Genomic DNA, 13,162 nt, shown 5'->3' with positions numbered 1-13,162 from the left:
GATTCAGCCGTCGTACGCGTCCGTGTGGGGTGCTTCCTTGGCCCGGTGCGCCCCAGGCTTGCAGCCGGCGAAAGGCCCGGAGGGATCCCGCAGCGCGGCCATGACGTGCGTGAGGTAGTCCCGGTGCCAGACGGCGGGGCCGGTCATCCCGGCCCCCGGGTCGGTGAGTTCCTGCCAGGCCATCCACAGCCCGTACAACTGGGCCACGGCCTCCTTGTGCTCCCACCACCGGGGGCACCACGGGGCGGTGGACGTCGTCTCCCTGCCGTAGACCGGGATGAGCAGATGGCGCACCCAGAGGCTCAGACGACGCAGCGCCTCGTCGTGCAGCGGGCCGTCCAGATAGAGGATGAACTGCGGCTCCTGCTGCTGTGTGCTCCCGGTCGGTTCGGCGCTCTCGACGGCACTGGTCATCTCGGGTCCGCTCCCGCACGTAGTTCGGCTCACTGGTGGTCGGTACCGGCACTACGCGGGGGACTCCCGAAGCGGTTCAGCTCTCCGTTCCGGGGCGGGACACCGGCGCTCGCGTCCGCCGGCGCGGCATCGGCGAGAGCCACGGACGCGCCCGTCCCGTCCGTTGAACCCCCCGTTGCCCGAACGCGTTGTGGTCACCAGCGGCGATCCCCTCACCGCTCAGTCACGCATCACACGGAAGGCGGCAGCAGCCATGACGACACCATCGGGTGAAAACCAGGACGCAGCAGTGAACCAAGGAGGGCACGGCGCCATCCGGCCGATCGGCGACGGAAGCATTCTTGCGAAGGCAGCCCCACAGGGCTCCATCGAGAACGAGTTCTACTCACGGATTCGCGCCAACGACTATCCGCAACTGACCGCCGTCGTGCCCGCGTCGTACACGGCGGACCAGGTGAGGGAGCATCAGCAGCTCACCCCTGACGAGGTGGCGATCGTGGACGACCGGACACACGTGTTCTTCGAGAACATCGCGCAAGGGGACGTGAAGAAGCTCGATACGAAGATCGGCGCCCAATCGTCGAGTTTCCGGGAACTGAAGGCGCAGCACGGTATGAGCAGCGCGGCTGCCGCGCTCAAGTCGATCAAGCTCTCGATCGCCGATCTGAGTACCGGAAGTGTCAAGCGTGGATGGCGCGTCGTCGGCGGGGACGATGCGCGCGACAGCCGTCTGCGCTCAGGCATCGAGTCCCAGAGCATCCTGCGGAAATTCTCCGACGAACCCCAAGTGTGGGACCAGCTGATCGGCAAGATGGAGGGGATCAGGGACGCCGCTCAGCAGACCGACATCGGATTCGTCGCGTCAAGCGTCTTCTCGGTTCAAGGGACCCACAACGACGGCCAGGTGGTGGAGGCCAAGCTCATCGACTTCGCTCATGTCATCGATGCCGACAAGCCCTTCACGCGCACCCCGGACGTGAGTCCGGTCAACAGCCCGCAGAACAGTCCCGAGCACAGTCCGCGCATGAACCCGTCGCCCGCGGCCGGGAACGATGCGGGCCGGACGGCCACGGCCCAGGGAACCTCGCAGAGTTCCGTCAACTGGCCCCAGATGAAGAACAAGTACAGGGACCTGTTCATCGATGGTATGAACTCCCTCATCAACGACGCGAAGACGGTACGTGCGGAAAAACAGCAGACGATGGCGGCCGCTGCGGCGAACATCAGGGCCTCAGGTGCCACCGTCAGTGCGAGCAGTGCCGCGGCGGCGACACCTCCCCCGGGCCCCGGTGCTCCCGGTCAGCAGGCCGCACTGCGCAAGTGAGCGCGCACGGGCCGGCCTGGTGACGGTCGCGCACAGCGGTGTGGGGCCGGGAAAATATGCTCCGGGCCCCACCACCCCGTGCGCGCCGCCGGGGTTCCGTGATCGCACGGCCCCGCCGGTCAGCGGGACGCCGACAGTTCCTCAGCCACCTCGTGGAGGAGTTCGGTGAGTTCGGCATAGGCCAGTTTGGCCGTGGCACTCCATGGGGTTCCGGTCCCGGTGGTCGTTCTGAGGCTGGGTACGCACGGCGGTTCATCCCGGAGACCGGGCGCGTGCGGGGGAATTCCCTGTCGAGCCGCACGGACTCCGCGTCCGAAATTACTTCCACACGGACATCCACGTACACGACAGAAGGGGAACGCCGTCATGCCCCCGATCAGCCGGCCGGGAGAACTGCCCGGCAGGAGCGAGGACATCGCCTCGCTCAATCCGCAACTTGTCGCACTCGCCAGAGAACTGATCCTCCAAGACCTCGACGCCCTGAGGGCGACAAACGGCTCGGGCCCGTCCCCGAAGGACGTCGAAGCAGTGCGGGACTACGTCGCCCGACTCGACTCACCGTCCGCCGAACCGAGCGTGCCTGCCCCACGGCCCGGGATGGGGCCCGCCGGGGATGCCCTGTCCCGCTCGGCCTACGAGGAAACCACCGGGATACCCGGCAGGCCGGGCGACGGTCCTGGTAACGGCGTGGGCATGGGGCAGGCGCAGGGCGACCCGTGGTCGCTGTCCGCCGTCCAAGAGCTTGTCGCCCGCATGATACGGGAGTTCCTTCGGGAGCCCGCGCAGCATGCGCCCGAGGAGCGGTACGCACCGGAGCGCCCGCAGGACAGGTTTCTGGGCCGGTACGAGAACGAGCACGAGGGCCAGGTCGCAACCATGGCCCAGGCGATGGAGATTGCCTTGTCCGGGAACAGTCTGCTCCGGGAGATGTACGAGCAGGGACAACTCGGCAGGACCCGGGGGCTGATCGAGTACGCCGATACGCTCACCCAGGCCGCGAGCGCGGAGGGCGCCGGGCACGCCACTGGAGAAGCCAAGGAGAACGTCCGGGGCGCGAGGCGGGACGAGGCGAGCCCCGAAGCCGAACACGAGATCGCCGGGCTCCGCAGCCCGACGACGATCGGCACGTGGCGCGACAGCGTCCTCAGCTACTTCGACCCCAGCCTCGACGACCGTCGCGACAGTTTCCTGAGCGATGACAGCGTGCGCGGCCTGGGCAACGGGAACTTCTCGCAGGACATGTCTTCGGTCGCACGGACGCGCAGCTCCAGCGGAGGAGCCCCGGAAACAACCGTTGACGGCGCCGCCTCTACGGCACTTGACCCGATGGCCGCGGCAGCTGCTTCGAGGAGCCCTGGCGCGCCGGCCAACCTCTCTGGTGTTCCGGACGTTCCCCGGCTGCCGGTGACGTACACGCCTCGCGTGCCCAGTCCCCCGAACGCACCCGGCTCCCCGGGCTCGTCAAGCCCCCGGGGGCACTAGCCCGAATCACACCGTACGTACGGATACGTGGGAGGCGTCCTTCCGGGCGCCTCCCACGTATCCGTACGTACGCGCCCGGGGCGGGCCTCTCCCGGCCCGCCCCCGGCCCCTCTCAGGCCGACTCCAACGGATCGCCCGCCTCCTTGGCCAGGGTCACCTTCGACCACGCCTGCGCCGCCCGCTCGGTGATCGCTTCCACCTCCGCCTTCGCCGCCGCCGAAATAGGGCCCGCGTTCGGCTCCTTGTACCACGGGCGGAGCCGGATCAGCGCGGGGCGAACACCGGTGGCGAGCAGGAGGGCGGTGCCCTTCGGAAGCGCCCGTATGCGGTCGGGCGGCAGCACTTGTTCCTGGCGGTAGGAGACGGAGCGGGAGGATCCGTCCTTGCTCTTGGAGACGCTGACGGTGCTCACATCGTGCTGGCCGACCAGTTTGGAGATCTTCTCCACGAAGTCGGCGTCGTCCAGCCCCGCGCCCAGCAGTTTGACCGTGGCGGCGCTCCACAGCGCGTCCATGCCGGCATCGCCCCAGACGCGCGCCCCCTGCCGGTAACTCTGAAGCAGTGTGACGACGTTGATGCCCCGGGAGCCGAAGTGGCTGTAGAGGTCGGGCAGATCGGAGATACGGCAGACGTTCGCGGCCTCGTCGAGGACCGCCGTCATCGGCGGGTCCAGCCGGCCGCCCATCCGCTCGGCGGCGACCACTCCCGCCCGCATCGCCGCGTCGGCGATGCCGGCGATCACCCCGGCCGCCGAGCCACCACCGTCCTTGGACAGCAGGTACAACGTGTCACGGCCGAGCACATGCTGCTCCGGCCGGAACTGCGGAAGGCCGGGGTCGCGGGTCACCCAGGCGAGGATCTCCGGGTCCAGCAGGCAGGCCACGCACTGCCGGGCCGTCTCGTAGATACCGTCACGAGTCTCCACCGCACCGCGCACGGTACCCTGCAACTGCTCGGCCATCGCCGTCATCCCGGCCTCGCGCAACAGGTCGATCGGCGACCGGTCGGCCGGGTCGGCGAGCCATCCCAGCAGGTCGGTCACCGGGGCCCTGCCGCGTGCCGCGGCGAGGAAGAGAGCGGTCAGCGTGTTCTGCGCGGCCGAGATCCAGAAGTCCTTCTGCGACGCGTCGTCGTTGACGGAGGCCACGAAGTGTCCCGCCAGCCTGCGGGCGCCCTCGATGGTGACGCACTCGGCGAGCATGTCCCACCACATGCCGCGCGGGGTGTGGGCGATGCCCTGGGGGTCGAACGTCCACACCGTGCCGACCTTGGCCCGTTCGGCGCGGGTGACGGCGTACACATCGGACTTGTTGGAGGTCAGGAGCACCGCCCCGCGTGCCCGCAGCACCCGCGGGATGGCGATACCGGTGGACTTTCCGGCGCGTGGCGCCATCACGTCCAGCTCCACATCCTCGTAGGAGGACCGCAGTTCGGGCCCGGACGGCTCCAGATCGCCGAGGAGATTGCCCGTCTCGTCCGGGTGCAGCTCCTCCACGCCCTTGAGCGAGGGGCGCAGTTCACGGGCGCGGGCGGCGATGCCCTTGGGTGCCATGGCCGCCAGTTCCCGCTTGCCGGCCAGGCCTTTGGGACGGGAGCGCACCCCGCGTACCCTCATCACGACCAGGGCGAACAGGACGGCGATCACGGCGAACAGGGCCACCACTCCCCCGTACACCCCGTACGGGGAGGCGCCCGGCCAGAGTCGGCCCGGGCCGTCCGTGACCAGGGCAGCGACGGTCGACAGGACGAAGGGCGGCGGATTCCAGCCCGCACCCGTCGCCGCCGCGCCCAGGGTCCCGCCCAGCCAGGTCACACCGAAAAGCACCAGACTCACGGCGGCGACGGCCACGATCGCCCAGGGTGCGAGATCGCTGCCGTGCAGGCCACCGGGGTTCCGGCTCACGCGGTCCACCTGCTCGACGGATCGGACAGGTCCACGGCGGGACGGGACAGGTCCACGGCAGGGCCGAGGTCTTCGAGAGCGGGGCCGGGACCGGGACCGGCGGCAACCGCGGCTGCCTCGGCCGCGGCACGCTCGGCCGCCCGTTCCTCGGCGTACCCGTTGGAGGTCCAGCGGGTGTTGGTGTCGTGCAGCCCCCGTTCCGTGTCGGTGATGGCGACCTTGATCGGTATACCGGGCCGCCCGCCGACCTTGATCAGGAACCGGCCGCGCCCCGGCGGCTCCTCGTTCGCGCCCGTGCTCGCCCAGCCGGGCGGCGAGGACCAGGACGAGACCAGCTCGATCTCCCGACGGGACAGGCCCACGATTTTGCCCAAGTCCTCCATTTCCGCCCGCGGCAGGCCCGCGCACACCACCATGCCCGCCCGCTCGACGAAGCCCCGGGCCTTGGCCCGGTCCGAATCGGTGCCCAGTGCCTCGGCGTCCTTCAAGGTATGGGTGATCTTCGCATCGCCCAGGCCGAGGGAGCGGTTGAGCCGGGTCAGGGCGTCGATACGGTCGACGATGCCGGAGGCGGCCCGCAGCGGACGCCACAGCTCGTCCAGGACGGTGAAGAACCAGCGCCGGGGCGCGAGTCCGGCATCCGCCAGGGCGTGCGAGGCCGCGACCGTACCCAGCCCGTCCGACCAGGCCGCGAGCATGGCGGCCGCCGTCAGCTGAGTGTCTGCCTCGCCGATACGGGAGATGTCGATGCACACGGCAGGGGCATCGGGATTGATGCGGGTCGAAGTCTCCGAGGCGAACGTGCCGCCCAGCGGCCCGTCCAGGATGCCCAGCAGCGAGCGGTGCAGCGGATCGACCGCGTCGCGGTACCGGGTGTCGTCACCACGGTCCAGCGTGACCGCGCGTACCCGGTCGGGCCCCTCGTTGAGGACCCTGAGCAGGTCGGGCAGGAGCAAGGTGCGGCCCTGCGGGGTGCGTTCGCGCAGATGATGCAGACACGCGGAGAGCACCGACTGCTCGTGGTCGTCCATCGGCCGCCCGCGCACGATCGTGATCAGCGCGGCCACCATGTTGAGGACGCGTCCGTGGGTCTCGGCGATCAGCATCTGACCGGCTTCGCCGCCGATCCGTGCGGCGGCGGCTCCCATCGCGCCCGGGTCGAGGACGTTGATGCCGCCCAGGCCGCGCCCGATGGAGATCACCTGGCCGCCCAGGGCACGTACGGTGTCCGCGTAGTCCGGCTTGAGGTCGCCCAGCACCAGTGGCACCACGCCCGTGGCGGACAGCCCGATGAGCATCCGGTTGACGAGGGTCGACTTTCCCAGACCAGGCATGCCCAGCATGAAGAGGGACGGGTTGGAGATGTACCGGGCCCGGGTGAACCACGACAGCGGGTCGCCGCACACAGTCGCCCCGGTGAACAGGTGCTGCCCGAGCGGCACACCGGTCATCGGCGCACCGGAACCGGCCGCGAACGGCCACAGCCCACACGCCTGCACGGTGGTGGCGCGCCACATGGTCGGCGGATCCATATAGCCGACCCGGCCGCCGCCGGGACCGACCCAGCCGCGGGGGGGCACGTACTGTTCACGGACCGGTCGGGCAGAGCGGTCCTTGGCCCCACCCCTGCCCTCCTTCGCGCTCTTCCTTCTGGCCTCCTTCCTGGTTTCCTTCTTGGACTTCTTCCGGCTCTTCTTCTTGGTGTCGTCCTGCACGTCCGTGACGGTGATGCCGCTAAGCGCGGTGGTGCCACCGGACGCCCCCGGCGCCCAGCCCGCGCCGAGGTCCAGAACACGCTCCTTGGAACGGTTCCCGCTCACAGCGCCTCCTGGAACTCGTGCGGGACCAGCGTCTGCTCCCACGGAAGGATCCCGGTGGGCAGGGTGCAGGTAAACGCAGCGGCCTGCATCCGGTCTGCCGGGCGCATCGAAATGCGCGAGGTGGCCAGGAGGTTGCGTACGGTCACGCTCGCATCGCTGAGCTGGTCCGGGGAGTCGACGGTGACAGTGAGCATCAGCGAGAACTCCACGAGGCCCGCACCCGACGCCTCCTCCGCGGCTGTCTGCTCGGCCGCCCGCACCTCGGAAGCCGCACGGGCCTGCACCATGCCGCGCCCCGAGGTGGCCATGAACTGGGCACTGCGACGATCCGCCTCGACAATGCGCGCCGAAGTCGCCGGGTCGATGGGCCGGTAGAGCAGAGCGACTCGCTTGCGGCGGGTCCCCGGGGCGGCCTCCAGCATGCCGCGCATCACACCGGAGCGCACCGTGCCCCGGGGGGCGAGGGTGAGCATCCAGCTGCGGGAGACCCCGGAGTCGTGCTGGTACGCGTCGACCGTCTCGACGCAGGCAGCCGGTCCCGCGTCCTCCCACTCCAGCCCGGTGCCGCCGTGCTGGGCCCGCGCGCTGAGGACGTCCGCCGCGACGGCCGGGTCGTAGGCCACCCGTACGACCTCGGCGATCCGTTCGGCGGACAGCGGGTACGCCGCGCCGCCGCCGGCCCCGACAAGTCCGCTGAGAAGCCCCGGGATACGGATCGCCAGGTCTGTGATCATGTCCTCCTGCTTGCGCTTCTGGCCGGGCGGGACGCCGTAGGTGAGGGTGATGTAGGTGTGCATCTCGGAGGAGGCGGACGGGTAGCGCTGGACGACTTCCTCCATCACCGCGCGTGCGGCGGGCGGGGCGTCCGGCGAGATCCGGGGCAGCACTTCGGTGGCCAGCCGGGTACCCGGATCGGGGGCGGTCTCGACAATGACGGCGGCGCCGCGCAGTCCCGGCTCATGGGACAGCCGGGCCAGCCACTCGCCCCACATCGCCACCCATACGTCCACCTGGTCGGGATCGACCAGGGAGCCACCGTCCGGTTCGCAGCCGAGGACGACGGTGTAGAGGTTGCGGTTGCGGTGGTGCAGCACGCCGAAGGGACGGTCGTACGCGTCCCGGCCCTCGCTGACGGTCACCCGGTTCAGCAGGCCGGGGGGCCGGAACCGGCCGCCGGGACGCTGTGACAGCGGACCGGAGACGTAGACGTGTGCCCCCTTGGACTTACGGCGCATCCAGCCGATGCGCAGGGCGATCAACTGGTAGAGGTTGCGCCCGTCCTGGGTCCGCAGCGTCAGCGGGGTGAGCACGACGACGAGCGGGACGAGCACCACAAGGGCTGCGATCAGTGAGACCAGCGACGCCAGCAGCACCAGGACCAGCCCGCCGAACACTCCGAAAGTGCCGATCAGACCGAGCGGGCCGAGCCCTGGCCTCCTGGGCCGGCGCCAGTTCCCGTAGGTGGGATGCGTAACGGCTTCCGTAGCCATGGTTCTGCTTCCTTCCTTATCTGCTTCGTTGACTGCCGGGTCATCTGTTGCGTGTGCGGACCTACTGCCCGATGGCCGGGCGCGGGAATGCGGTAATGGCAATGCGGCAATGGGCCGAGCTGAGCCGACGGACGGGACCGGGCCCGGTGGCGGGACCCTGGTGGGCCCCGCCCTCCCGCCCGGTGGCAGTACGGGCCGGCGCAGCCACCGCCGCCCTGTCGTGGCCCGCGTTACCGGTTGTGGCCCGCGTTCCCGTCGGCTCCGTCCAGGGCGCCGGCCGCGACCTGCCCCACTCCCTGGGCGACGCCGATCGCCGCACCCAGGGCCGCACCGGCGGGACCCGCGGCGGCCGCCGCCGCTCCCGCACCACCTCCGGCGGCTCCGCCTGCCGCACCAGCGCCGGCAGCGCCTCCTGACGCACCGCTTTGCTGACCGGCCGCGCCGGCACCGCCCGCGGAACCCGAACCGCCGGAGGAACCCGAACCGCCCGAAGCGCCCGAAGCGCCCGAAGCACCCGAAGGCCCGGGGCTTCCCGCGGATCCGCCCTGGCCGGCGGAGGAGGAGCTGGTGCCGAGCGATTTGGCCCCAGAGGCGACGGCCCCGCCGATGGTCGCCATTCCCTTGCCCACGGCGCCTCCGCCGCCGAGCGCCGCGGTCGCGGGCACGACTAGCTTGAGCAGCGCGGGCAGGGCGACGGCTGACAGAAGCATCACGCCGATACCGGCGATCCGTTCGTGGATGTTGTTGTCGGGGCCGTCCGAGATCATCGCCGAGCCTGCGTACATGACCAGGCCGGCCGCAGGCTTGTAGAGCAGCCAGGCGATCATCCAGCCGATGTGCTTGCGCCACCAGCCGTTGCCCCAGTCCGTCATGGACGCCGCTGCGGCCAGCGGCAGCGTGCCCAGCAGCACGATCATCACACCGAGGCGGATGTAGAGCAGGATGGTGTGCAGGATGGCGGCGATGAGCAGCAGGAAGGCGAGAACGAGCAGCAGGAACGCCTCAATTCCGCTGCCGTCCTGGCATTCGACGTTGCTGGTCAGCTGCTCATAGGCACCCTTCTTGAAGAGGTAGTCGGCGTACCGGTCGGAGAGGCGCGCCAGAAGAGTCACCACCGTGGTCGCGACGCCCGCCACCAGGATCACCCGGAGCAGGCCCTTGAGCGCGGTCGTCCCTGCCTCCCCCCGCCGTTCGAGAGCCATCCGGATCGCGGCGAAGATCAGTGAGCCGACCGCCGTATAGACAACGACCCACTGTGTCTGGCTGTCGACCTCTTGCGACGTCGTGGTCGAGGAGAGCGTGGGGATCTCGGTCGTCAGCTCACCGAAGACCGCGATCGCGCCCGCGAGCACCGCGTTGGCGATGCCCTCGACGATGGTGCCGATCGGGTTGCCGAGGAAGGCGAAGAAGCCTTTGAAGGCATCGACGAGCGGGTTTCCCGTAGGACAAGCCATGTCACGCCTTCCACATGGTGAATCCGGCGTTCCCCGACACGGTCGTCATCGACGTGTAGAGGGCTCCGTTCGACTTGGCCTTGACCTTCCAGTCACCGCCGTCCCACTTCACGGCGACGAAGGTCGATCCGTAGCCGCCTGAACCGTTCTTGATGAGGAGTTGCACAGTTGCGGCGTCCGGGGAGTACGAGGTCACCGCGAAGCCCGCGTACGAGCCGACGGCGCTCCCGTTCTGAGCCGACTCAGAGACTGTGGACCGCTGTGCCACGAAAATGTCCCGCCCGGGACTCGCCACCACCTGCTGCTCGGTGACGGTGCGCCAGTCGCTGCCGCTCATCTGTGTGGGAATGATGTGCGCGGCCATCACCGCACCCATGGGTGTGCGGGCGAAGCACCACATGACCGGACCACTGGAGCGGAGCGGGCCCGCCGAGGACGACACGGGAACCCTCGCGATGTTGAGCAGCCGCCACTCGATGTCGTCGGGTGACGCCGTCGGCTTCGCTTTGTCGCTGTCGTCGGTGCGGCAGCCGTCCGGCCGGCCGTCGCCGTGCTGCCCCTCACCGCCCTTCGCGGCGGCGGAGGACAGCGGCCCCTTCTTTCCGTCCGCCCTGTCCCGGTCGGCCTGCTCGTCGTCGCCCGTCAGCCAGGTGACCCCCGCCATGACGAGAGCGACGGCGAGAAAGGCCGCAGACAGGATCCATCCCTGCTGCTTCCAGAACGGTGACTCCGCCCCGGCATTCCTCCGATTGCGTCTGAACACGATGTCCGACCTCTCCGGTCACTTGAAGACGAATCCGACCAGCGGGCCCGCGGTGGCAACCAGCACACAGCCGCCCAGCACCATGCCGAGGCGGCCCATATGCTCGGAACTCTCGCCGCGCTTCAGGGAGATGGCCATCATCGCGCCGGTGATCAGAACGCCCGCGACACCGGCGGCGGTGCCGGCCCAGGCGGCTATGCCGAGCACCGTGTCCACCTTGCCCGTGAGCTCGGGTGGTGCCTTGCGCGCCGGATTGGGCACCGCGGCCTTGATCACGAAAGGGGTGAGCATCTTCATGGGAATCTCCTGCGAGGTCGTTCGCCACTGACGCGTGGCTGAGGAAAGAGAGAAGGGAAAGTGGCCCCGGACGTCCGGGAGCCCCGCACGGTCCGGAATGTTCGAGAGGCCGGACGAACGGTGCGTGCGGTACGGGACCGGAACGTCCGGGGTCCCGGACGTTCCGGCGGGCCCTGCAGTCCCCTCAGAGCGAGAGCGGGCCCAGAAAGTTCACGATCGGTCCCGCGGTGCTGGCCAGGACGCATGCGAGCATGACGAAAAAGAGCCCTCGGAAGTGTTCTCCGCCTTCGCCCGGGTCTCCGCGGCGGAGCTGGAGCGCCATCATCATGCCTACCGTGATCACGCCGGCGACCCCGGCCGCCGAGGAGCACCAGGCGAGGATGCCGAGCAGCTCATCCGCTTCCGGGCCCGGCGTGAAGGTCGCGGCGAGCGTTCCGGCTGTGGGAACCAGGTCCGTCACCGTGGCTCACTGGCCTCGGCGGGCCGCGTCCCGGCCAGGGCGCCCAGCCGGAATACCTCCTTGGGCAGGTTCTTCGTCTGCTTGCCCATCCGCCAGGCGGGGATCCACGGGACGCGTCGCACCGGTGCGACCGAGCGCAGTACCCGGACACGACGCGCGAGCGAGAGAGGAAGGCGGCCGGGCGCGTCGGCGACGAGCACCAGGGCCACCAGCTCCATGCCGTCGGGGTGCCGCCCCTCACGAAGAGCGTCCAGTGCCCTGGACGCGGCCCGCATTCCGCAGGCGTGCGTCCGCGCCACCAGCATCACCCGGGCCGGCTCGCCCCGGGCGGCGTCGGGCCACCGGCACCCGATGTCGGTGCCGCCAAGCACGTTCGCGAGAACGCTGGTGCCGGCACCGCCGTGCGCCCCGACCCAGCAGACCCCTTCGCCGGACAGCGCCCGTTGCCGGGGCCGGACCGGGCGCTGCGGCTGACTCGGCTGCTGCTGGAGGTTGGGGTTCCCGCCCCGGCCGGGCTCCCCCGGCTCCTCGGTGGATACGGGCTGCATCATCACCGTGGGCCGGTCCAGGACTTCCGGCTGCTGCGCGTAGAGAACCCGTTCCGCGACTTCCTGCGGTGGGCCTGTCGGCGCGGGAGCGGTCTGCTCCCCGGCGGGCTGCTGGGCGGTCGGTCCCCGCACCCACATCTGCGGCCCGGTGGGCGCCGCTGAGGGGACGCTCATGCGCGTCCCACCCCCTCTCTTGACTATCGATAAATCCATCTTTTGAACCGGTTCACTCCGAGTCCCGTTGCGTTCTTCGAGTCCGTCGTGATCCGTCAGACAGCCACAACGGGTTGCCCACCCGCACCGGTTCAAGACTTCGGCGACCTATTTCGAACAAGCCACGACAAGCGAGAAGAAGGGGGAGAGCGTGATGCGCTCATGAGCGGAGGTACAGGGGTGGGCGGTCAGTCCGACGGCTCGTCGGGGAACGCCAACGCGACCAAAATCGCCCTGGGCGCGGCGGGCGGTCTCGGCTGTCTGATGTCGCCCGCCGTGCTGCTCGGCGGGGTCATCGTGATCATCATCATTGGCGGTTTCGGGGTGCTCCTGGCCCCGCTCATCGCTCTCATCCTGTTGTTCGGGGGCGGCGGCGGAGGCTCGGACCCGGCCGAAGACGCCAACGAGGTCCTCGAGGTGTTCGAAGGGGAGGGAAAGGGTGAACTGGACCCCGACCAGGTGCCGTCGGATCTGGTGGAACCCATTCAGAACGCGGGCGCGATCTGCGACGTCATCGGTCCGATCGTGATCGCCGCCCAGATCGAGCGCGAGTCCAACTTCAACGCGACGCTGGTCGGCCCGGACGGCTCCGAGGGGATCTCGCAGCTGCCCCCGGCCGTATTCGACGAGTTCGGTAAGGACGAGGACGACAACGACAAGGTGTCGGCCTTCGACGCACCCGACTCGATCATGGCCCAGGGCCGCTACCTGTGCTCCCTGGCCAACGAGGTCCAAGGGCTCCTCGACAGCGGCCAGGCCATAGGGAGCGTGCTGGACCTGACCCTCGTGGCCTACGACGCGGGCGTGGAGGCGGTACGCGAAGCGGGAGGCATCCCGACCACCAATCAGTCCCAGGGCTATGTCGTGGGCATCAGGGCGCTGTTCGCGAAGTACCAGGGGCTCGGCGCTCCGCCGCCGTCCTTCAGCCCCACCCCCTCCCCCAGCGGAACACCACAGGAGTCCCCCGAGACACCCGACGACGGAGAGCAGTAGC

General features: G+C 69.7%; 12 protein-coding genes. 3 read left to right on the top strand and 9 right to left on the bottom strand.

The annotated features are described in order from the left end of the window. Nucleotides 1-3: 3 nt before the first annotated feature. The gene (locus ACH492_RS28215) at nucleotides 4-414 is read right to left on the bottom strand and encodes a DUF4913 domain-containing protein (RefSeq protein ID WP_398990474.1); all 411 of its coding nucleotides are present in this window, start codon (nucleotides 412-414) and stop codon (nucleotides 4-6) included. A gap of 289 nt (nucleotides 415-703) precedes the next feature. On the opposite strand from ACH492_RS28215, the gene ACH492_RS28210 reads away from it, so the two are divergent. Next, a complete protein-coding gene (locus tag ACH492_RS28210; protein WP_398990473.1) occupies nucleotides 704-1,738 on the top strand; it encodes a hypothetical protein in 1,035 nt (344 codons plus the stop codon). Between the two features lie 366 nt (nucleotides 1,739-2,104). Beyond that, entirely contained in the window at nucleotides 2,105-3,220 is a 1,116-nt protein-coding gene (locus ACH492_RS28205) for a hypothetical protein (protein ID WP_398990472.1), read from the top strand. Nucleotides 3,221-3,332: 112 nt separating this feature from the next. On the opposite strand, the gene ACH492_RS28200 is transcribed toward ACH492_RS28205, so the two are convergent. The 8 genes from ACH492_RS28200 to ACH492_RS28165 form a co-directional block, all read right to left on the bottom strand. Then, a complete protein-coding gene (locus tag ACH492_RS28200) occupies nucleotides 3,333-5,132 on the bottom strand; it encodes a TraM recognition domain-containing protein (protein ID WP_398990471.1) in 1,800 nt (599 codons plus the stop codon). Then, nucleotides 5,120-6,655 carry an ATP/GTP-binding protein gene (locus ACH492_RS28195; protein ID WP_398990511.1) on the bottom strand — a complete coding sequence of 512 codons (1,536 nt, stop codon included), beginning with the start codon at nucleotides 6,653-6,655 and terminating at the stop codon, nucleotides 5,120-5,122. The genes ACH492_RS28200 and ACH492_RS28195 overlap by 13 nt, the downstream gene beginning before the upstream one ends. Nucleotides 6,656-6,939: 284 nt before the next feature. Continuing rightward, nucleotides 6,940-8,433 (bottom strand): SCO6880 family protein, encoded by a 1,494-nt coding sequence (locus ACH492_RS28190; protein WP_398990470.1) that lies wholly within the window; start codon nucleotides 8,431-8,433, stop codon nucleotides 6,940-6,942. A 230-nt stretch (nucleotides 8,434-8,663) separates the two neighbouring features. Continuing rightward, on the bottom strand, nucleotides 8,664-9,887 hold the full coding sequence (locus tag ACH492_RS28185) for a hypothetical protein (RefSeq protein ID WP_398990469.1): 1,224 nt from the start codon (nucleotides 9,885-9,887) through the stop codon (nucleotides 8,664-8,666). A gap of 1 nt (nucleotide 9,888) precedes the next feature. Next, nucleotides 9,889-10,650, bottom strand: coding sequence for a hypothetical protein (locus tag ACH492_RS28180; RefSeq protein WP_398990468.1), 762 nt, complete (start codon nucleotides 10,648-10,650; stop codon nucleotides 9,889-9,891). Between the two features lie 18 nt (nucleotides 10,651-10,668). Continuing rightward, the gene (locus ACH492_RS28175) at nucleotides 10,669-10,947 is read right to left on the bottom strand and encodes a hypothetical protein (RefSeq protein WP_398990467.1); all 279 of its coding nucleotides are present in this window, start codon (nucleotides 10,945-10,947) and stop codon (nucleotides 10,669-10,671) included. A gap of 184 nt (nucleotides 10,948-11,131) precedes the next feature. Beyond that, entirely contained in the window at nucleotides 11,132-11,407 is a 276-nt protein-coding gene (locus ACH492_RS28170) for a hypothetical protein (protein WP_398990466.1), read from the bottom strand. After that, the gene (locus ACH492_RS28165) at nucleotides 11,404-12,129 is read right to left on the bottom strand and encodes a DUF6668 family protein (RefSeq protein ID WP_398990465.1); all 726 of its coding nucleotides are present in this window, start codon (nucleotides 12,127-12,129) and stop codon (nucleotides 11,404-11,406) included. Before ACH492_RS28165 ends, ACH492_RS28170 begins: the two co-directional genes overlap by 4 nt. Before the next feature lie 201 nt (nucleotides 12,130-12,330). Here ACH492_RS28165 and ACH492_RS28160 point away from each other — a divergent pair, with 201 nt between their 5' ends. Continuing rightward, nucleotides 12,331-13,161 (top strand): lytic transglycosylase domain-containing protein, encoded by an 831-nt coding sequence (locus ACH492_RS28160; RefSeq protein ID WP_398990464.1) that lies wholly within the window; start codon nucleotides 12,331-12,333, stop codon nucleotides 13,159-13,161. Nucleotide 13,162 lies beyond the last annotated feature (1 nt).

The organism is Streptomyces sp. NPDC019443 (assembly GCF_044389785.1).
Classification (GTDB): domain Bacteria; phylum Actinomycetota; class Actinomycetes; order Streptomycetales; family Streptomycetaceae; genus Streptomyces.
The sequence above is the reverse complement of the archived record's forward strand: the minus strand, read 5'-3'. Positions and strand labels throughout refer to the sequence as shown.